Genomic DNA, 20582 nt, shown 5'->3' with positions numbered 1-20582 from the left:
GCGCAGGCATTTGTCGTACAGAACCTAGGGACGGCGGACGCTGATCAGATCGGGTAGTGGCGCGGCCCCGTCTGCAGCGTCACCCAGCGCAACTGGGTGAAATGATCGATGGAGGCCCGTGAGCCGAAGCTGCCGTAACCGCTGGACTTCACGCCGCCAAAGGGCATCTGCGCCTCGTCGTGCACCGTGGGTCCATTGATGTGGCAGATGCCGCTCTCCACCCGCTGCGCCAGCGCCAGGGCACGGGCGGTGTCGCGACTGAAGATGGCCGACGAGAGGCCGAATTCGGAATCGTTGGCCAGGCGCAGCAGGGCCTCGTCACCCTCGGCACGGATCACCACGGCCACCGGGCCGAATGACTCCTCGGCATAGAGCTGCATCTCGGCGGTGACGCCATCCAGCAAGGTCGGTTGCAGGATGCTGCCCTCCAGCTCGCCACCGCAGACCAACCGGGCGCCCTTGCCCACGGCGTCGTCGATCAGCGCCTTGATGCGGGTGCCGGCACCGGCGTCGATCAGGGAACCCAGCACCGAATCGGCCGCGCCGGGATCGCCGGCCTTGAGGGTGCGTACCTTGGCCGCCAGGCGCTCGACGAAGGCGTCGGCGATGCGACTGTCCACCAGCAGGCGCTCGGTGGACATGCAGATCTGCCCTTGATTGAAATAGGCGCCAAAGGCCGCCGCGGCGACCGCGGCATCCAGGTCGGCATCCTCCAGCACCAGCAGCGGTGCCTTGCCGCCCAGTTCCAGCACGGCCGGCTTGAGATGGCGCGCCGCCAGCTCGCCAACGATGCGACCCACCCGGGTGGAGCCGGTGAAGTTGACGCGCCGCACCGCCGGGTTGGCGATCAGCCGCTCGACGATGGCCGGGGCATCCTCCGGAGCATTGGTGACGACATTGACCACACCGTCGCCCAGGCCGGCATCCTGCAGCACCTGGCCGATCAGCCGGTGCACGCCCGGACTCTGTTCGGAGGCCTTGAGCACCACGGTGTTGCCGCAGGCCAGCGGCATGGCCAGGGCGCGGGTACCGAGGATCACCGGCGCGTTCCAGGGCGCGATGCCCAGCACCACGCCACAGGGCTGGCGTAGCGCCATGGCAAAGCTGCCGGGCACGTCGGACGGTATGACCTCGCCCTGGATCTGGGTGGTCATGGCCGCCGCCTCGCGCAGCATGTTGGCCGCCAGGTGGACATTGAAGCCGTACCAGTTGGCCATGGCCCCGGTCTCTCCGGCGAGGGCGACGAATTCACTACTGCGCGCGACCAGACCATCGGCGGCGGCCAGCAGACGGCGACGACGCTCGCCCGGTGGTAGCGCAGCCCAGGCGGGAAAGGCGGCCTGGGCCGCGGCCACCGCGGCGTCGGCATCGTCCAGGGTGGCGGCGGCCACCGTGGAGACCACCGCGCCGGTCACCGGATGGCAACGCTGATAGCTGCGACCGTCGCCGGCCGGGCGGCTGGCGCCGCCGATGAGCAGGGATACCTCGACCATGACGCTACCTCTTGTTGTTGTACGGGTGGGCGGTGGCGGTTCAGCGCTTGTAGGTCTGCAGCCCGGGCTTGATGCTCTTGTCGTCGAGGAACTGCTTCATGCCCTGTTCACGACCGCCTTCCGGATCCTGCAGCCGCGACTGGTCGAGCTTGGCATAGAGGTAGTCCTCGTTCTGCTCCCAGGTGAGTTCGCGGCAGCGCTTGAAACCGACCTTGGCGGCCCGCAGCACCACCGGATTCTTGTCCAGCAGCTCGCGGGCCAGGGCGGTGGTCACCTCGCGCAACTGGTCGCGCGGCACGCTCTGGTTGACCAGGCCCATGGCCGCCGCTTCGGGACCGCTGAAGGTCTTGCCGGTCATCACATAGTAGAGGGCGGTACGGTGGCCCACGGTATCGGCCAGGGCCTTGCTCACCAGGTTGCCCGGGGGAATGCCCCAGTTGATCTCGGACAGGCCGAAGGTGGCCTCGTCGGCGGTGATGGCCAGGTCGCAGGCCACCAGCGGGCTGAAGCCGCCGCCAAAGCACCAGCCGTTGACCATGGCGATGGTCGGCTTGGCGTACATGCGCAACAGCTTCCACTGCCACTGGGAGGCTTCGCGGCGAATCTTTTCCTGCAGGATCTCGGGGCCGGCGTCGGTCTCGCGGAAGTATTCCTTGAGATCCATGCCCGCGGTCCAGGCATCGCCGGCACCGGTCAGCACCAGCACGCCGGCACTGGCGTCCTGCTCCAGGGTCTCCAGCACCTCGACCATCTCGCGGTTGAGGGTGGGACTCATGGCATTGCGTTTTTCCGGACGATTGAGCGTCACCCAGGCGATACCGTCCTCGATGTCCACTTTGACCGTCTGCCAGCGTCCGTCATAACTGCCCATGGCGTGTGCCTCTTGTTGTTGGGTGGGTATGGAGCTGAAGCTACGCCAGGGAATTAGTTAAGTCAATTAACTAATTTGCTGAGCATGCATGATGCCGGTGAACGATAGGGGGGTGTGGGCAAACAGGATCCAATTGAGCAGAAATGAGCGCAACACTCGTAACGCCATTCGTCCTGAGAACGGTCTCGTACGGCCGAATGCCGTTGACAGGAATCGTTAACCGTCATAACCATTGGATCCAATAGACAACAACAAGAGGCCCCGCTCATGTACCCGAAGAACGCCTGGTACGTCGCCTGTACCCCCGACGAAGTGCAGGACAAGCCCCTGGGTCGCCAGATCTGTGGCGAACCCTTGGTCTTCTACCGTGACGCCAATGGCCAGGTGGTGGCCCTGGAAGACTTCTGCCCGCACCGCGGTGCGCCGCTGTCCCTGGGCTTCGTCCGCGACGGCACCCTGGTCTGCGGCTATCACGGCCTGGAGATGGGCTGCGGTGGCAAGACCCTGGGCATGCCGGGGCAGCGGGTCGGCGTCTTTCCCGCGGTGCGCCCCTATGCCGCCGTCGAGCGGCACGGCTTCATCTGGGTCTGGCCGGGCGACCAGGCCAAGGCCGATGCGGCGCTGATTCCCCACCTGGAGTGGGCCGAGAGTCCCGACTGGGCCTATGGCGGCGGCCTCTATCACATCCAGTGCGACTACCGGCTGATGATCGACAACCTCATGGATCTCACCCACGAGACCTATGTCCACGCCTCCAGCATCGGCCAGAAGGAGATCGACGAGGCGCCGCCGGCCACCCGCGTCGACGGTGACGAGGTCATCACCAGCCGGCACATGGAAAACATCTCCGCCCCACCCTTCTGGCGCATGGCCCTGCGTGGCAATGGCCTGGCCGACGACGTCCCGGTGGATCGCTGGCAGATCTGCCGCTTCACCCCGCCCAGCCACGTGATGATCGAGGTGGGCGTGGCCCATGCCGGCCATGGCGGCTACGAGGCTCCGGCGGCGGTCAAGGCCGCCAGCGTGGTGGTGGACTTCATCACCCCCGAGACCGAGACCTCCATCTGGTACTTCTGGGGCATGGCGCGCAACTTCAAGCCGGACGATGCCGAGCTCACCGCCAGCATCCGCGAAGGCCAGGGCAAGATCTTCGGCGAAGACCTGGAGATGCTCGAACGCCAGCAGCAGAACCTGCTGCGCTATCCGGAGCGCGGCCTGCTCAAGCTCAACATCGATGCCGGCGGCGTGCAGTCGCGGCAGATCATCGACCGCCTGCTGGCCGCCGAACAGGCCGCCACCGGCATCCCGGTCCGGCAGATCGCCTAGGAGACCTCTCATGCTCGATCTGATCGTCACCGCCGTACAGCGCGAGGCCCCCACCATCCTGGCCTTCGACCTGGCCCGCGCCGACAGCGGCCCCCTGCCCGGCTTCGCCGCCGGCGCCCATCTGGAAATCACCCTGGGCGACGGCCTGGTGCGCCACTATTCGCTCTGTACCGCGCCGGAACCGGTACCGACCCGCTATCGCATCGCCGTGCTGCTCGTCCCCGACTCCCGCGGCGGCTCCCAGGCCATGCATCGACTGCAGGTAGGCGATCGCCTGCAGGCCAGTGAACCCCGCAACCTGTTCGGTCTGGTCCCCAGCGCGCGCCGCACCCAGCTGCTGGCCGGAGGTATCGGTATCACTCCGCTCCTGGCCATGGCCGAACAGCTCTATCAGCAGGGGGCGCACTTCACCCTGAGATACCTGGTACGCGACCGCGAACACGCCGCCTTCATCCCCTGGCTCAAGGCGCGGCCCTATGCCGAGCAGGTCAGGGTGCACTTCGACCAGCACGATCCGGCGCTGCGGCCCAACTTCCAGCACCTGCTCGGTCCGGCGGCACCGGACGATCACCTCTATGTCTGCGGCCCGGCCGGCTTCATGGCCGCGGTGGTGGACGCCGCCCAGGCCCAGGGCTGGCAACCCGGCCAGATCCATCGGGAGTTCTTCGCCGCCGATCCCGCCGCCCAGGGCGAGCAAAGACCCTTCGAGGTGGAGCTGGCGCGCAGCGGTCGCCGCGTGCAGGTACCGGCCGAACGCAGCGTGGTCGAGGTTCTGGCTGACCTGGGTGTCGTCCTGCCGGTGTCCTGTGGCCAGGGTCTCTGCGGCACCTGCCTGACCCCGGTGCTGGCCGGCGAACCCGAGCACCGCGACCTCTTTCTCTCCGCAGCCGAACACGCCGCCAACGACCGCTTCACCCCCTGCTGCTCCCGCGCCAAGGGCGAGCGGCTGGTGCTGGATCTCTGACGACCCCGAGCCCACCCTTGTATCTCGACGACAGCCTCCTCAGGGGGCATAGTCCCCGACTGATCATCGGGGGAGGATGGCAGGCCGTGTCCACCCTTAAGCCTTTGAGCTTGCAACGTAGATAGGCTGCGTCCTCCACACCCATCCCCGAGTCCGAACGGTATCTAGAGCCTCCAGAGCTCGTATTGCACAAGGTTGGACGGGATGACGTGATCGTGTCGCATCTGAAGGAGGAGACATCATGGCCGTAATCGGTGTTGATATCGCCAAGCGCAGCTTCGATCTGGCGGTCCTGCAATCCAATGGCAAGCACCGGACCAAGGGCAGGCTGAGCAACGATCCGTCAGGCTTCGCGGTCTTTGCCGACTGGCTGCAACAGCATGCCGAGCCAGGCGCTTGGATCGTGATGGAGGCCACGGGCACCTATCACGAAGCGCTCGCCGAGCATTTCCATGCGCTGGGCTACCGAATCGCCGTGCTCAATCCGGCACAGATCGCTCGCTATGCGCAAAGCCAGTTGCAGCGCAGCAAGACGGACAAACTCGACGCCAAGCTGATCGCCACCTATGGCCAGCGGCATGAAGACAGCCTGCGGGCCTGGCACCCGGAGCCTGTGTCCATCCGCACGCTTCGCGCGCTGACCCGGCGCCTGGAGGATCTCCAATCGCTACGGCAGATGGAGCTCAATCGGCTCGAGGTCAGCCCGGAAAAGGTCCAGGACTCGATTCGAGCGGTCGTGCAGCGGCTCGATGAGCAGATCGCCTGGACGCTCGAACAGATCAAACGGCATATCGACGATGACCCGGACCTGAGCGGCAAACGTGATCTGCTGGTGAGCATAGACGGCATCGCCGACAAGACCGCCGCCCTGATCCTGGCGGAGCTCGGCGATATCGGTCGCTTCGCTGATGCCCGCGCCGTGACCGCCTTTGCCGGTTTGAACCCACGCCTACAGGAATCAGGTCTTTACCGCGGCCATACCGGCATCTCGCGCATGGGATCGGTCCGCTTACGAAGTGCGCTATACCTACCCGCCGTCGTGGCGCTGACCTACAACCCGGCTATCAAGGCGCAAGCCGAGCGTCTGAAAACCAGAGGGAAGAAAGGTAGACAAACCGTCTGCGCCGCCATGCGCAAGCTGCTGACCATCGCCTATGGCGTGCTCAAATCGGGCAAGCCTTTCGACCCTGCTTTAGCGATTGCACACTGAGGGGCGAAGACGGTATCTACTTCCCCCTCTCCCCCTGGGAGAGGGCCGGGGTGAGGGCCCCGCCCTACACCAGCACCTTCAGCGCCCCCGCCTCCCCCTCTTCCCCACCGAACCACCGTGCATACCCCAGCGTCGCCTGGGCATGCTCACGCATGATGCCCTCGGCGCGGGCGCCCTGGCCGCGCACCAGGGCGTCGAACAGCGCATGGTGCTGCAGGTGGGCGAAGTTGAAGCGGCGGTATTCACGGTCGAGATTGCCGGCATCCACCGCCAGGGCGCTCACCGAGGCGAAGGGCAGATGCTCATGGCGCCCCAGCGCCAGGGCGATGGCCGAATTGCCGCTGGCGGCGACGATGGCCTGGTGAAAGGCCCGGTTGAGATCGTGGTAGTCCTCCAGATCCTCCAGCAGCACATGGCCCTTGGCGAACAGCCGATCACCCCGCCGCAGGCAGTCTTCCAGCGTAATGCGGGTGGCAGCGTCCAGGCCCCGTTCGGCGGCCTGGCGCGCGGCCAGGCCTTCCAGCACCCCGCGCACCTCCACCGCGCCCTCCAGATCGGCCCCGGTCAGGGCCCGCACCTGATAGCCGCGGGCACCGCTGCGCTCCAGCAGACCTTCCTCGGCCAGGGTGCGCAGGGCCAGGCGCACCGGCATGCGCGACACGGCGAAGCGCTCGGCGGTGGGAAGCTCCGCCAGGCGTTCGCCCGCGCCCAGTTCGCCGGACAGGATCATCTGCCGCAGCGCGGCCAGCACCCGCTGTCCCGGCTTGCTCATGGCTGTCCCTCTCCGTCGTTGATTTCGGCCAGCAGCCACTGACGAAAGGCCTGCAGCGACGGCAGCCCTTCGTTGCGCGGCGGATAGACCAGGTAATAGCTGCGGCGACTGACCAATGCCGGTCCGCAGGCGAGCAACTCGCTCTGGGCCAGTTCGTCTTCCACCAGCACCCGCGGCACCAGGCCGATGCCGATGCCGGCTCGCACCGCCTGGATCAGGTGCGAGGTCAACTCGAAACTCGGCCCCGGCCGCATGGCCCGGTGCGGCAATTCATGATGCCGGAACCACTCGCCCCAGGCCTGGGGATTGTTGGCCACACCGAGCAGCAACTGACCGGCCAGGGTCGCGGGCGTGGCATCCGGCAAAGCGGCCAGGGTCGTCGGACTGGCAATGACGACGAGCTGCTCGGCTTGCAGCGGATGGGCCCGCAGCCCCGGCCAGTCGCCGCTGCCGACGCTGATGGCGGCGTCGATCTCGCTGGCGGCGAAGTCCACCGCCTGGATGCGTGAATGCAGATGCACCAGCATCCCGGGGTGGGCGGTATAGAAGCTGCCCAGGCGCGGCAGCAGCCACTTGGAACCAAAGGTCGGCAGTACCGCCAGGCGCAGGGTGCCCTGCCCGGAGGCGAAGGCCATGGCCTGCAGGGTGGCGCTGCGGATCTGCCCGAGGGCCAGCCCCAGCTCGCGACTGTAGGCGCGCCCCACATCGGTGAGCACGATCTGCCGGCCCTCGCGACGAAACAGCGTCAGCCCCAGCAACTGTTCCAGCGCCTGCACCTGGCGGCCGACGGCACTCTGGGTCAGCGACAGCTCCTCGGCCGCCCGGGTGTAGCTCTCATGCCGCGCCGCCGCCTCGAAAGCCAGCAGCAGCGACATGGAGGGCGTCAGGCGGCGGTGATTCATTCAGGATCTTCCGGCATAGGCGGCGGAATCTTCGGTTGTGGCGCCGCCGCGCTGTGGTGAGAATGCCTACTATAGCCAGAAAAGGTCGACGCCATTCCTTCGCTCGCTGAAGGAGACGGCCGTCCGCCGCCAGAGAGCCCGCCTGATGAACATGATCGCCCGCCTGCCGGCCTCGGCGCCCCTCGCCGCCGCCTACACCGACTTCCTGACCACCCTCGCCGCCAGCGGCTTCCAGGGCGAGATCGCGCTGGACCATGCCAGCCGCACGGTCATGGCCACCGACAACTCCATCTACCAGCGCCTGCCCCAGGCAGCGGTCTTTCCCAAGGACGGCGCCGACGTCCAGTGCCTGGCCCGACTGATGGGCGAGGCGCGCTTCCAGGGCGTGGTCCTGACCCCGCGCGGCGGCGGCACCGGCACCAACGGCCAGTCCCTCACCGACGGCATCGTGGTCGACCTCTCCCGCCACCTGAACAGGATCCTGGAGATCAACGCCGCGGAGGGCTGGGTGCGGGTCCAGGCCGGCGTGGTCAAGGACCAGCTCAATGCCGCGCTCCGCCCCCACGGCCTGTTCTTCGCCCCGGAGCTGTCCACCTCCAACCGCGCCACCATCGGCGGCATGATCAACACCGACGCCAGCGGCCAGGGCAGCGTGACCTACGGCAAGACCCGCAACCACGTGCTGGAACTGGACGCCTACCTGATCGGCGGTGAACGCCTGGAAAGTCGCCCGGTGGACAGCGCCGAACTGGACGCCCTCTGCGCCCGCGACGATCGCACCGGGGCCGTCTACCGCTGCGCGCGGGACATCGCCGAGCAGCAGGCCGAACTGATCGAGGCACGCTTTCCCAAGCTCAATCGCTGCCTGACCGGTTATGACCTGGCGCACCTGATCGAGGCGGACGGCCGCTTCAACCTCAACAGCGTGCTCTGCGGCGCCGAAGGCTCCCTGGCCTTCATCGCCGAGGCCAAGCTCAACGTCCTGCCGATTCCCAAGTATTCGGTGCTGGTCAACGTCCGCTACGCCAGCTTCATGGACGCCCTGCGCGACGCCCGCGCCCTGATCGAACTCAAGCCGTTGTCCATCGAGACGGTGGATTCCAAGGTGCTCCTGCTGGCCATGCAGGACATCGTCTGGCACAGCGTGGCGGAGTATTTCCCCGAAGATGTGGAGCGCCCCACCCTGGGCATCAACCTGGTGGAATTCAGCGGCGACGATCCCGAGGAAGTGGATGCCCGCGTCCAGGGCTTCCTCGACCACCTGCGCCAGGACACTACCGTCGAGCGCCTCGGCCACACCCTGGCCATCGGCCGCAACGCCGTGACCCGCGTCTACACCATGCGCAAGCGCGCCGTGGGCCTGCTGGGCAACGTCCAGGGCGAGATCCGTCCGCAGCCCTTCGTCGAAGACACCGCGGTCCCGCCCGAGCGCCTGGCCGACTTCATCGCCGAATTCCGCGCCCTGCTCGATGGCCACAACCTGCAATACGGCATGTTCGGCCATGTCGACGCCGGGGTGCTGCACGTGCGTCCGGCGCTGGATCTCAAGGACCCACGCCAGGCGGCGCTGGTGCGGCCGATCTCCGACCAGGTGGCCGCGCTGACACAGAAATACGGTGGCCTGCTCTGGGGCGAACACGGCAAGGGCGTGCGCTCGGAATATGCGCCGGCCTTCTTCGGCGACCTCTACCCATCGTTACAGGCGCTCAAGGGTGCCTTCGATCCGCACAACCAGCTCAATCCGGGCAAGATCGCCACCCCGCTCGCCAGCGGCGCCGAGTTGCTCAAGGTCGATGGCGTGACCCTCAGGGGCGAGTTGGACCGCACCCTCGACGAGCGCGTCTGGCAGAGCTACGGCACCGCCATGCACTGCAACGGCAATGGCGCCTGCTACAACTACGATCCCGACGACGCCATGTGCCCGTCCTGGAAGGCCACCCGCCAGCGCATCCACTCACCCAAGGGGCGCGCCGCCCTGATCCGTGAATGGCTGCGCCTGCAGGGCCAGGCCGGCATCGATGTCCTGGCCCCCGCGCCGCGTGGTGCCCGGAACTGGCTCAAGGCCCTGCCGCAACGCTGGCGCAATGGCCGCCAGGCCGAGGCGGACTTCTCCCACGAGGTCTATGACGCCATGGCCGGCTGCCTGGCGTGCAAGTCCTGCGCGGGCCAGTGCCCGATCAAGGTCAATGTGCCGGAATTTCGCTCGCGCTTCCTCGAGCTCTATCACCGTCGCTACCTGCGCCCGCTGCGCGATTACCTGATCGGCTCCCTGGAATTCAGCCTGCCGCTGTTCGCCCGCGCCCCCGGTCTCTACAACGCCGTCATGGGCGCCACACCCATTCAGCGGCTGTTCGCCGAGCGCATCGGCATGGTCGACAGCCCCCTGCTCAGCCGTTTCGACCTGGTGCCGGTCATGCATCAATGGCAGGTACAGATCGCCACCCCCGAGCGGCTGCTGGCCCTGAGCGATGAAGAACGCGCCAGGACTATCGTGGTGGTGCAGGACGCCTTCACCCGCTATTTCGAGACCCCGCTCACCGCCGCCTTCCTCGAACTGGCCGCGCGGCTCGGCCAGCGAGTGTTCCTCGCGCCCTATCGCGCCAACGGCAAGCCGTTGCAGGTGCAGGGTTTCCTCGGCGCCTTCGAACGCACGGCGCGGCGCAACGCGGCCCAGCTCGCCAGCCTGGCCGGCTTCGGCGTCACGCTGGTCGGTCTCGATCCGGCCATGACCCTGGTCTATCGCCAGGAATACCCCAAGGTTCCCGGCATCGCCCGGATGCCCGAGGTGCTGCTGCCCCAGGAGTGGCTGCTGCAGGTGTTGCCGAAAGAGCAGCAGGTGGTCGGTGACAAGGTCTATCGCCTGCTCGGCCACTGCACCGAAAAGACCAACGCCCCCGCCAGCGTCAGCCAGTGGCAGCAGGTGTTCGAGCGCCTGGGTCTGGGGCTCAAGCCGGAAAGCACCGGATGCTGCGGCATGTCCGGCACCTACGGCCACGAGGCGCGCAACCTGGCGACCTCCAGGGTGATCTACGACCAGTCCTGGGCCCGTGCCCTGGCGGTACCGGCGGAACAGGGCGAAGCCCTGGCCACCGGCTACTCCTGCCGCAGCCAGGTCAAGCGCATCGACGACCGCCGCCTGCGCCACCCGCTGGAAGCGGTGTTGGATGCGGTAAGGGGCTGAACTCGCCTCGCGTTCTGCCACGCTATCGCGGCCATGGCGGTCCGCCGATGCGGCCGCTCCTACGGAGGTCTCCGTGCCTGTAGGAGCGGCCCATGGCCGCGATCAGAGCTCTATCATGGGAGCGTCCGCATCGGCGGACCGCCGCGACCACGAGCAACACGTAGCCAGGTAGCGTGGAAAACCGCGCAGCGTTTTCCACACGTGGCTGCTCAAGCCGAGGTACAAACACCCTCGCCCTGGCAATTTACCTAAAGAAGGAAAACCCTGAGAAAGCTCGACCAGAAAAATCGCGCCCAAACGAAAAAGCGGCCACTAGGGCCGCTCTTCGATGGCTGCTGGCGTTCAGGACCAGACAACCTTTAAATGGCGCAGCGGACGGGACTCGAACCCGCGACCCCCGGCGTGACAGGCCGGTATTCTAACCGACTGAACTACCGCTGCGCATTACCTCGAGTGGTGGGTGATGACGGGATCGAACCGCCGACCCTCTGCTTGTAAGGCAGATGCTCTCCCAGCTGAGCTAATCACCCGTTTGCTCTCGAAGTGGGGCGCATTCTACGGAGGGGTTCCCGACCTGGCAACCCCTTTTTGAAAAAAAATTTTCCAGCACTTCCAAAGGCTTAGCGCCGCCCTCCGGCGCAACCGGAGAAAGCGCGCATTCCCGACGACCACCGCGATCCGGGGTTGGCCTCCGGGGCGGGCGACGCGGATAATGCGCGCTTCGTTTTTGGGAGTGACACCATGTGGTTCCGTAATCTGCTCGTCTACCGTCTCACCCAGGAAGTCGCCTTCGAGACCGAAGCCCTCGAAGCCGCCCTCGCCGCCAAGCCCGCCCGCCCCTGTGCCAGCCAGGAGCTGTCCACCTACGGATTCGTCGCGCCCTTCGGCAAGGGCCCGGACCTGCCGCTGGTCCACGAAAGCCAGGGCTTCTTCCTGATCGCCGCGCGCAAGGAAGAACGCATCCTGCCCAGCAGCGTGGTCAAGGAAGCCGTGCAGGAAAAGGTCGACGAGATCGAAAGCCAACAGATGCGCAAGGTCTACAAAAAGGAGAAGGAGCAGATCAAGGACGAGATCGTCCAGGCCTTCCTGCCGCGCGCCTTCATCCGTCGCCAGACCACCTATGCCGCCATCGATCCCAAGCAGGGCTGGATCCTGGTGGACGCCTCCAGCGCCAAGCGCGCCGAGGACCTGCTCTCCACCCTGCGCGATGCCCTGGGCTCGCTGCCGGTCCGGCCGCTGGGCGTCAAGCAGGCGCCGATGGCCACCTTCACCGACTGGGTCAAGGCCGGTGACGCCACCCATGGCCTCTACATCCTCGACGAGTGCGAATTGCGCGATGCGGGCGAAGACGGCGGTGTGGTGCGCTGCAAGGGTCAGGACCTGACCAGCGAAGAGATCCAGAACCACCTGGGCGCCGGCAAGCTGGTCACCAAGCTGGCCCTGGCCTGGCAGGACAAGCTCGCCCTGCTGCTGGACGACAAGGTCACCATCAAGCGGCTGAAGTTCGAGGACCTGCTGCAGGACCAGGCCGAACAGGATGGCGGCGAAGACGCCCTCGGCCAGCAGGACGCCAGCTTCGTGCTGATGATGATGACCCTGGCGGAATTCCTGCCTCAGCTGATCGAGGCTCTGGGGGGTGAAGAATTGCCCCAGGGGCTCTAAGCTCGTTTCAAGGCCGGCGCAGACCGGCCTTTTTTCTGCCCTTTTGAAAAGGAGTTTGCCATGCGTGCCCTGGCCGCCTTCAGCCGCTTCGTCGGCAATACCTTCGCCTTCTGGGTGCTGCTCGCCGCCCTGCTGGCGTTCTTCGCCCCCGCGGTGTTCAAGCCGCTGAGCGTGGCCATCGTGCCGCTGCTGGGGGTGATCATGTTCGGCATGGGCCTGACCCTCAAGGTCGAGGATTTCGCCGCGGTCGGCCGTCACCCCTGGCGGGTGCTGCTGGGTGTGGTAGCCCACTTCGTCATCATGCCGGGCGTGGCCTGGGCGCTCTGCCAGCTGTTCCACCTGCCGCCGGAAATCGCCGTCGGCGTCATCCTGGTCGGCTGCTGCCCCAGCGGCACGGCGTCCAACGTCATGACCTGGCTGGCCAAGGGCGACCTGGCCCTGTCGGTCGCCATCGCCGCGGTGACCACCCTGCTCGCCCCCTTGCTGACCCCGGCGCTGATCTGGCTGCTGGCCTCCACCTGGCTGCCGATCTCCTTTGGCGGGCTGTTCTGGTCGATCCTGCAGGTGGTGCTGCTGCCCATCGCCCTGGGCCTGGTCGCCCAGCGCCTGCTCGGCCAGCGCGTCGGCGCCCTGGTCGAGGTGCTGCCGCTGGCCTCGGTGGTGAGCATCGTGGTGATCGTCGCCGCGGTGGTGGCCGCCAGCCAGGCGCGCATCGCCGAATCCGGGTTGCTGATCATGGCAGTGGTGATCCTGCACAACGGCTTCGGCTTCCTGCTCGGCTATCTCACCGGCAAGTTCTGCAAGCTGCCGGTGGCCCAGCGCAAGTCCCTGGCACTGGAAGTGGGCATGCAGAATTCCGGACTCGGCGCCGCCCTGGCCACGGCGCATTTCTCGCCGCTGGCCGCGGTTCCCAGCGCCCTGTTCAGCGTCTGGCACAACATCTCCGGGGCGCTACTGGCGACCCTCTTCCGCCGTTTCAAGGACGATGACGCCCGTCCCTGAGGCCTCGCGCCACACCTGCCGGACCAGCGCCTGGCAGGTGTCCTCGGTGAAGGGCTGCGGCCGGGCGATGCCATAGCCCTGGGCATAGTCGACCCCCAGGGTGGCCAGCGCTGCTACCACCGCTGCATTTTCGGCGAATTCGGCGATGGTCTTCTTGCCGGTGAGATGGCCGAGCTGGTTGATCGCCTCGACCATGGCGCTGTCCACGGCGTCCTCCAGGAGATGGCGGACAAAGCTGCCGTCGATCTTCAGGTAGTCCACCGGCAGGTGCTTGAGATAGGTAAAGGACGACATCCCGGCGCCGAAGTCGTCCAGGGAGAATCTCACCCCCAGGCCGCGCAATTCGTCCATGAACAGCCGCGCCGCATCCAGATTGGCCACGGCGCTGGTCTCGGTGATCTCGAAGCAGATCCGCGCCGGCGCGATCTGCCAGCGCTGCAGTTGCTGCCTGACGAAATCCGCGAGACCTGCCTCGCCCAGCGAATGCCCGGACAGATTGATGGCCAGGGTGTCGAGCAGCCCGGCGGGCAGCTCGGCGAAACGGGCCAGCGCCGCGGCGATCACCCAGCGATCCAGGTCCGGCATCAGCCCATAGCGCTCGGCGGCCGGAATGAAGGCACCCGGCGCGATCAGCCGCTCGCCCTCTTCCAGCCGCATTAGCACCTCCACGTGGCGATCCGCGGCGGTCTCCTGGCCCAGCCCCAGGATCGGCTGGACATACAGCCTGAAGCTGTCCTCGGCCAGCGCCCGGTGCAGCCGCTGCACCCAGGCCATCTCGCCATGGCGCTGGTCCAGCTCCACATCGCCCGGGGCGAACACCTGGATGCGATTGCGGCCCTTGTCCTTGGCCGCGTAGCAGGCCAGGTCCGCCAGGCGCAGCGCCTCCTCGGGCGCCAGGGCCTGTCCCCCCAGGTGCACCACGCCGATGCTCAGACCGACCCTAAAGCCCTGTCCGGCCGCTTCGAATTGCAGGGTACCCACGCAGCAGCGCAGTCGCTCGGCAACCGCCTCGGCCTGGGCCGGCGTACGATTTTCCAGCAGCACGCCGAATTCGTCGCCACCCAGGCGCGCCAGGCAGTCGTCCTCGCCCAGCTGCTGGCCGAGCAATTCGCACAGCTGGCGCAGCAGGCGATCGCCATGGAAATGGCCGGAGGTGTCGTTAACGATCTTGAACTGATCCAGATCGATGAACAGCAGCGAGGCACAGGCCAGGTCCTCGCTTGCCAGCAGGCGCTCCAGACGGGTCTCGAATTCGCGGCGATTGAGCAGCCCGGTAAGGGCATCGTGACTGGCCTGCCAGGCCAGATCATGCAGGAAGGCGCGCTCGCGGGTCTGGTCGTGCATGACCAGCACCACCCCGGTGCCGGATTCGTCCCGCGGCAGCGTGGTCACCGTCAGGGCCACCGGCACCCGGGTGCCGTCGACGCGCACCAGCTGGTGCGCCAGGGGCTCGTCGCCCACCAGCCAGTCCTGGCTGCGCAAGCGCTCGGCCAGCGGTCGGGTCGACGCCGTCTGATCCTCGGTCTGGATGTCGAACAGGTGGGTGACGGGCGTGCCCGCGGCCAGCCCCGCCCGCGCCAGCAGGTGCTCTGCCGCCGGGTTGTGATAGAGCAGCCGCCCCTGGGCATTCAGCGCCAGTACCGCATCGCCGAGGGAAGCCAGGATGACCTGGATATGTTCCTTCTCGGCCTGCAGCGCCTGCTCGGAGCGCCAGCGCTGCTGTACCAGGCTGTGCATGCGCCAGAGCGCCAGGAGCACCAGCAGGGCGCCGACCAGGACGTTGGCGATGAACAAGGCCTCGACCAACTGGCGCGAGGCCGACCCGAGGCGCTCCGAGAAGGCCACCGTTTCCGGCATCATCCGGTCATGCAGATCCAGCAGCTGGCGTTTCAGCGGAATCAGCGCCGGTCCCGGTCCCTGCAGCTTGATCAATTCGAAGCCGGTGCGTGCCAGGGCCTGGAATTCGTCCATGTAGGGATCGGTGATCTGCCAGCGGGCGATCACCCCTTCGAAGGGCTCCACATGGCGAGCCATTTGAAAGAGGGCGATAAGGCCGTCGATATCGTCAGGGTGGTTGCCCGCCAGGCGCAGCAGGCGCGCTGCCTCGGCAGGATTGCCGTCGGTATCCAGCTCCTGCCGCGCCGCCCGGTCGAGATCGTTGACGCTGATGGACGCGCAGATAATCCCGATAGGACTCCGAGCGCCCCTCATCCAGATAGGCGCCAAGCGACAGCATGGCGTTGCCGAGGCTCTTGCTCCACAGACTTTCCGCGGAAACGTAGGCACGCACCGTCGACAGCAGTTGCAGGCTGACGATGGCGACCAGTGCCTGGCAGGACAGGATGATGACGAAGGGCCAGACGACCCGCAGCGTACGCAGCGCAGAGGAAGGCGACAGTGAAGACATACAGCGATCCGCAAAAGGAGACAGGCGAATTCTTGCCATTGAGCAGGCATGTCGGCCGTTTCGCGGAAAACTGTTGGCATGGAAAACTGCTGCGCTGGATTACCGGCGCCAAACAAGCGACATAGACGGCCTCTGGCCATGCTGCTGCCAGAGGTTGCCGACGAACGGTAGGTCAGACGCCACCGCTAGTTGAAGGACGCCTCCAGCCGGGCCTTCACCTCGGGCCATTCGCGATCGGTGATGCTGTACATCACGGTGTCGTCGAGCCGGCCATCCGCCAGCCGGCGATGATGACGCAGCAGGCCTTCGCGAACCGCGCCCAACTTCTCGATGGCCGCCTGGGATCTGAGATTGGTCGCGGCCGTCTTGAGCTGCACGCGCACCAGCTGCCACTGCTCGAAGGCATGGCGCAGCATCAGGTACTTGATGTTGCCGTTGAGCCCGCTGCCATGCTGCTCGCTGTCGAGCCAGGTCCAGCCGATCTCGGCGGCGGGCAGTGCTGGCAGGAAGTCGGCGAAGCGGGTAGTGCCTACCAGCCGGTCGGCGATGCGCACGGCGAAGGGCAAGGCGCGCCCCTCGCGCTGCTCGGCCAGCGCCTGGCGATACCAGTCCGGACGCAGAGGACCGCTCAGGTAGTGCAGCGCTTCGCGATTGCGCTCGGCCAGGCTGACCAGCTCCAGCACGTCACCTTCCGCCAGGGGGTCCAGGCGCAGCGCACCACGTTGCAGGGAAATGGGCTGCGCTTGGAACATGGCGGTCTCTCTCGCTTGAATCAGCCCGCAAACCTAACAGGGCCAGCCGTCCGGCTCAACCCACGGCGTCTCTCCACGTGCCGGAACTGACGTCTGGCAGCCCAAGGTGCGACACTTTGTCCGGGCGCGATGGGCGCCTGGAATGTCTGGAGTCGCCATGTCCCTGCCCAGCGGGCTGATCATCACCGTTACCCTCGGCTACCTGGCCCTGCTGTTCGCCATCGCCTTCTATGGCGATCGCCGACCACCGCTCAAGCCGCGCCTGCGGGCCTGGGTCTACAGCCTGTCGCTGGCCGTCTACTGCACCAGCTGGACCTTCTTCGGTGCGGTCGGCCAGGCCGCCGATCAGCTCTGGTCCTTTCTGCCCATCTACCTGGGGCCCATCCTGTTCCTGCTGCTGGCGCCGCAACTGGTCAAGAAGATGGTGCTGATCAGCAAGAAGGAAAACATCACCTCCATCGCCGACTTCATCGCCTCCCGCTACGGCAAGTCGCAGACCCTGGCCATCGTCGTCGCGCGCTCATCTGCCTGGTCGGCGTCCTGCCCTACCTGGCGCTGCAGCTCAAGGGCATCGTCATCGGCGTCAACCTGCTGACCGGCATCAATGCCGAGTCCCTGAGCACCCGCGCCCAAGACACCGCGCTGTTCGTCTCCCTGGTGCTGGCGGTCTTCGCCATTCTCTTCGGCACCCGCAACCTGGACGTCACCGAGCACCATCGCGGCATGATGCTGGCGATCGCCTTCGAATCCCTGGTCAAGCTCGCCGCCTTCATCGCCGTCGGCCTCTGGGTCACCTATGGCCTGCACGACGGCTTCGCCGATCTGCTGACCCGGTCGCAGCAGGCGCCGCAACTGCAGGAATACTGGCGCGAGACGCTGGACTGGCCGGGCCTGCTGATCCAGACCGGCGTGGCCTTCATCGCCGTGATGTGCCTGCCGCGCCAGTTCCATGTCACGGTGGTGGAAAACACCGATACCCGGGACGTCAACCTGGCGCGCTGGGTGTTTCCGCTCTATCTGGCGCTGGCCGCCCTGTTCGTCATCCCCATCGCCCTGGCCGGCCAGCTGCACCTGCCCGGCGGCGTACTGCCCGACTCCTTCGTCATCAGCCTGCCGCTGGCCCAGGAGCGTCCCTGGCTGGCCTTGCTGGCCTTCCTGGGCGGCGCCTCGGCCGCCACCGGCATGGTGATCGTCGCCTGCGTGGCCCTCTCCACCATGATCTCCAACGACATCGTCCTGCCCTGGCTACTCAAGCGCCGGGGCCAGGTGGAGAGTCCCCATGCGGTGTTCAGCCACTGGATGCTCACGGTGCGCCGCGCCAGCATCGTGGTCATCCTGGTCCTGGCCTACTGCAGCTATCGCCTGCTGGGCTCCAATGCCAGCCTGGCCACCATCGGCCAGATCGCCTTCGCCGCCATCGCCCAGCTCGGACCGGCCATGGTCGGGGCGCTGTTCTGGAAGGCCGCCAATCGCCGCGGCGTCTTTGCCGGCCTCACCGCCGGGGCCCTGCTATGGGGCTACCTGATGGTGCTGCCGGTGGTGGCCACCAGTCTGCAGTGGCCGTTGCACGCCTTTCCCGGCCTCGCCTGGTTCGAGCAACCCGCGGGGGAGCGGACGCTGCAACCAACTACGGTCGGTGCCCTGGTCTCCCTGGCCGGCAACTTCCTGCTGTTCGCCCTGGTGTCGCTGCTCTCGCGGACCCGGGTATCGGAATACTGGCAAGCCGGGCGCTTCATCGCCCAGTACGCCCTGCCCCGACCGCGCAATCGCGCCCTGCTGGCGGTCAAGCTGGAGGACCTGCGGCTGCTCGCCGCCCGCTTCGTCGGCGACGAGCGCGCCCGCCTGAGCTTCAGTCGCTTCGCCGAGCAGAGCGGCCTGACCTATCACCCCGCGATGAATGCCAACAGCGAATGGATCGCCCAGACCGAGCGCCTGCTGGCCGGGGTGATCGGCGCCTCCTCGGCACGCGCCGTGGTCAAGGCCGCCATCGAAGGCCGCGACATGCAGGTCGACGACGTGGTGCGCATCGCCGACGAGGCCTCGGAGGTGCTGGAATTCAACCGGGCGCTCTTGCAGGGCGCCATCGAGAACATCTCCCAGGGCCTCAGCGTGGTCGACCAGTCGCTGCGGCTGGTGGCCTGGAACCAGCGCTACCTGGAGCTGTTCGACTATCCTGACGGCATGATCCAGGTCGGCCGGCCCATCGCCGAGATCATCCGCTACAACGCCCTGCGCGGCCTCTGCGGACCGGGCGATCCCGACGAGCACGTGGCCCGGCGGGTGGAGCGGATGCGCCAGGGCATCCCCCACACCTCGGAACGCACCTTTCCCAATGGCCGGGTGATCGAGCTGATCGGCAGTCCCATGCCCGGGCGCGGCTTCGTGATGAGCTTTACCGACATCACCGCCTTCCGCGAGGCCGAGCGCGCTCTGCGCGAAGCCAACGAGGGCCTGGAGCAGCGCGTCGAGGAACGCACCCGCGAACTGTCCCAGCTCAACCAGGCGCTGGAGGAAGCCAAGGCTCATGCGGAAGCGGCCAACCAGTCGAAGAGCCGCTTCCTCACCGCGGTCAGCCACGACCTCATGCAGCCGCTGAGCGCCGCCCGCCTGTTCACCGCCGCCCTCGCCCACCAGGACGGCCTGGCCCAGGAAGCCCAGGAACTGGTGCGCAACATGGACAGCGCCCTGAGATCCAGCGAAGACCTGATCGCCGATCTGCTGGACATCTCGCGACTGGAGAACGGTCGCATCCTGGCCACGCCGGCACCCTTTTCCCTGGCCACCCTGTTCGAGGCCCTGGGCGTGGAATTCAAGGCTCTGGCGCAGAACCAGGGCACCAACCTGCGCATCCGCAGCAGTCGGCTGGTGGTCAACAGCGACAGCAAGTTGCTGCGGCGGGTGCTGCAGAATTTCCTCACCAATGCCCTGAGATATGCCCATGGCCGGGTGCTGCTCGGGGTCCGCCGCCAGGGCCAGAGCGTGAGCCTGGAGGTCTGGGACAGCGGCCCCGGCATCCCGGCGGACAAGCTGGAGCTGATCTTCGAGGAATTCAAGCGCCTGGACAGCCACCAGACCCGCGCGGAAAAGGGCCTGGGGCTCGGCCTGGCGATCGCCGATCGCCTTTGCCGGGTGCTGGGTCACGAACTCTCGGTGCGCTCCTGGCCGGGTCATGGCAGCGTCTTCAGCGTCAAGGTGCCCCTGGCACCCGCGCTGGCCATCCAGGCGGCAACCGCCAGCGAAACCGCCCAGCCCCTGGCCGGCGATCCGGTGCTGTGCATCGACAACGAAGACAGCATCCTGCTCGGGTTGCGCAGCCTGCTGGGCCGCTGGGGCTGCCAGGTCTGGACCGCACGCAGTCGCGAGGAATGCGCTGCCCTGCTCGCCCAGGGCGTGGTACCGCGACTGCTCATCGTCGACTATCACCTGAGCGATGCCGACACCGGTCCGGATGTCGCCGAATGGATTCGCCAGGCCCTGGGCCAGGACATCCCCGGCATCGTCATCAGTGCCGATGGCCGACCGGAATGCCTGGACCGGGTGCGTCAGGCGCGACTGGATTTCCTGCCCAAGCCGGTCAAGCCGGCCTCGCTACGCGCCTTGCTGAGTCGGCAACTGGCGCTCTCCGGTTGAGGGAACACGCAGACGGCACGTCACGACGCCGAACGGCCTTTCGTTCAGCGTCGATTAAGGTTGTCAGAGGCCTGAGAGACAGAACAATCCACAGCTTCTGTTGATAACTTTGTTGAAAACATGGTGGAAAAGAACCCGGAGCCTTGCTCTGCGGGCCCCCCAAACAAGTTGGTCATTTTTTAATCACTTTAATAAGTTCAACATAATCAACAACTTAATTCAAAAGCAGGATTTTCGGCAGGGAAAACTCCAGGCCAGACAGGGCTTGACATGCGCTAGCACAACTTGTGCACAACTCTAGGTAAAAAAGACCAACGGATACCCCGCAGCTGTCGCACAATTGTCAAGTATTCGTGAAACAAATTTTTTCGAGCCTCCCGGGAGGCGGTATCGGGAGGCGGGCCGCAGGC

The 20582-nt window shown here is 66.6% G+C and carries 12 protein-coding genes, 2 tRNA genes and 1 pseudogene; 7 read left to right on the top strand and 8 right to left on the bottom strand.

The annotated features are described in order from the left end of the window. Positions 1 to 44: 44 nt before the first annotated feature. Both QE444_RS11040 and QE444_RS11035 read right to left on the bottom strand, forming a co-directional pair. Positions 45 to 1493 carry an aldehyde dehydrogenase gene (locus QE444_RS11040; protein ID WP_187978903.1) on the bottom strand — a complete coding sequence of 483 codons (1449 nt, stop codon included), beginning with the start codon at positions 1491 to 1493 and terminating at the stop codon, positions 45 to 47. Positions 1494 to 1533: 40 nt separating this feature from the next. Beyond that, on the bottom strand, positions 1534 to 2364 hold the full coding sequence (locus tag QE444_RS11035; protein WP_058792502.1) for a p-hydroxycinnamoyl CoA hydratase/lyase: 831 nt from the start codon (positions 2362 to 2364) through the stop codon (positions 1534 to 1536). 267 nt (positions 2365 to 2631) lie between these two features. Between QE444_RS11035 and QE444_RS11030 the strand changes: the two genes are divergently transcribed. From QE444_RS11030 to QE444_RS11020, 3 genes are all read left to right on the top strand, one after another. Then, positions 2632 to 3690, top strand: a complete 1059-nt coding sequence (locus QE444_RS11030) for an aromatic ring-hydroxylating dioxygenase subunit alpha (protein WP_187978902.1) — start codon at positions 2632 to 2634, stop codon at positions 3688 to 3690. Between the two features lie 10 nt (positions 3691 to 3700). Then, positions 3701 to 4654, top strand: a complete 954-nt coding sequence (locus QE444_RS11025; RefSeq protein WP_280306955.1) for a PDR/VanB family oxidoreductase — start codon at positions 3701 to 3703, stop codon at positions 4652 to 4654. Positions 4655 to 4895: 241 nt separating this feature from the next. After that, positions 4896 to 5864, top strand: coding sequence for an IS110 family transposase (locus QE444_RS11020; protein ID WP_309738489.1), 969 nt, complete (start codon positions 4896 to 4898; stop codon positions 5862 to 5864). Between the two features lie 64 nt (positions 5865 to 5928). Here QE444_RS11020 and QE444_RS11015 read toward each other — a convergent pair whose 3' ends face one another. Then, entirely contained in the window at positions 5929 to 6636 is a 708-nt protein-coding gene (locus QE444_RS11015) for a GntR family transcriptional regulator (protein WP_309738487.1), read from the bottom strand. After that, entirely contained in the window at positions 6633 to 7538 is a 906-nt protein-coding gene (locus tag QE444_RS11010) for a LysR substrate-binding domain-containing protein (protein WP_309738484.1), read from the bottom strand. The genes QE444_RS11015 and QE444_RS11010 overlap by 4 nt, the downstream gene beginning before the upstream one ends. Positions 7539 to 7689: 151 nt before the next feature. Here QE444_RS11010 and QE444_RS11005 point away from each other — a divergent pair, with 151 nt between their 5' ends. Continuing rightward, the gene (locus tag QE444_RS11005; RefSeq protein ID WP_309741976.1) at positions 7690 to 10719 is read left to right on the top strand and encodes an FAD-binding and (Fe-S)-binding domain-containing protein; all 3030 of its coding nucleotides are present in this window, start codon (positions 7690 to 7692) and stop codon (positions 10717 to 10719) included. Positions 10720 to 11083: 364 nt separating this feature from the next. On the opposite strand, the gene QE444_RS11000 is transcribed toward QE444_RS11005, so the two are convergent. Next, positions 11084 to 11160 (bottom strand) — tRNA-Asp (locus QE444_RS11000). A 13-nt stretch (positions 11161 to 11173) separates the two neighbouring features. Further along, positions 11174 to 11249, bottom strand: a tRNA-Val gene (locus tag QE444_RS10995). 211 nt (positions 11250 to 11460) lie between these two features. On the opposite strand from QE444_RS10995, the gene rdgC reads away from it, so the two are divergent. Both rdgC and QE444_RS10985 read left to right on the top strand, forming a co-directional pair. Beyond that, complete coding sequence (gene rdgC, locus QE444_RS10990) at positions 11461 to 12381, top strand: recombination-associated protein RdgC (protein WP_158893974.1); 921 nt, start codon at positions 11461 to 11463, stop codon at positions 12379 to 12381. 60 nt (positions 12382 to 12441) lie between these two features. After that, positions 12442 to 13383, top strand: a complete 942-nt coding sequence (locus QE444_RS10985; RefSeq protein WP_027602755.1) for a bile acid:sodium symporter family protein — start codon at positions 12442 to 12444, stop codon at positions 13381 to 13383. On the opposite strand, the gene QE444_RS10980 is transcribed toward QE444_RS10985, so the two are convergent. Both QE444_RS10980 and QE444_RS10975 read right to left on the bottom strand, forming a co-directional pair. Then, the gene (locus QE444_RS10980) at positions 13333 to 15594 is read right to left on the bottom strand and encodes an EAL domain-containing protein (RefSeq protein ID WP_309738478.1); all 2262 of its coding nucleotides are present in this window, start codon (positions 15592 to 15594) and stop codon (positions 13333 to 13335) included. The two genes, QE444_RS10985 and QE444_RS10980, sit on opposite strands and share 51 nt — an antisense overlap. A gap of 381 nt (positions 15595 to 15975) precedes the next feature. Next, entirely contained in the window at positions 15976 to 16542 is a 567-nt protein-coding gene (locus QE444_RS10975; protein WP_133859529.1) for a GNAT family N-acetyltransferase, read from the bottom strand. A 157-nt stretch (positions 16543 to 16699) separates the two neighbouring features. Between QE444_RS10975 and QE444_RS10970 the strand changes: the two are divergent. Continuing rightward, a pseudogene (locus QE444_RS10970) lies at positions 16700 to 20172 on the top strand (NahK/ErcS family hybrid sensor histidine kinase/response regulator). Positions 20173 to 20582 lie beyond the last annotated feature (410 nt).

This window comes from Pseudomonas sp. SORGH_AS_0199, assembly GCF_031453735.1.
In the GTDB taxonomy this organism is placed as follows: Bacteria; Pseudomonadota; Gammaproteobacteria; order Pseudomonadales; family Pseudomonadaceae; genus Chryseomonas; species Chryseomonas aestiva.
Note: the sequence above shows the minus strand (reverse complement) of the source record. Positions and strands in the feature narration are given on the sequence as shown.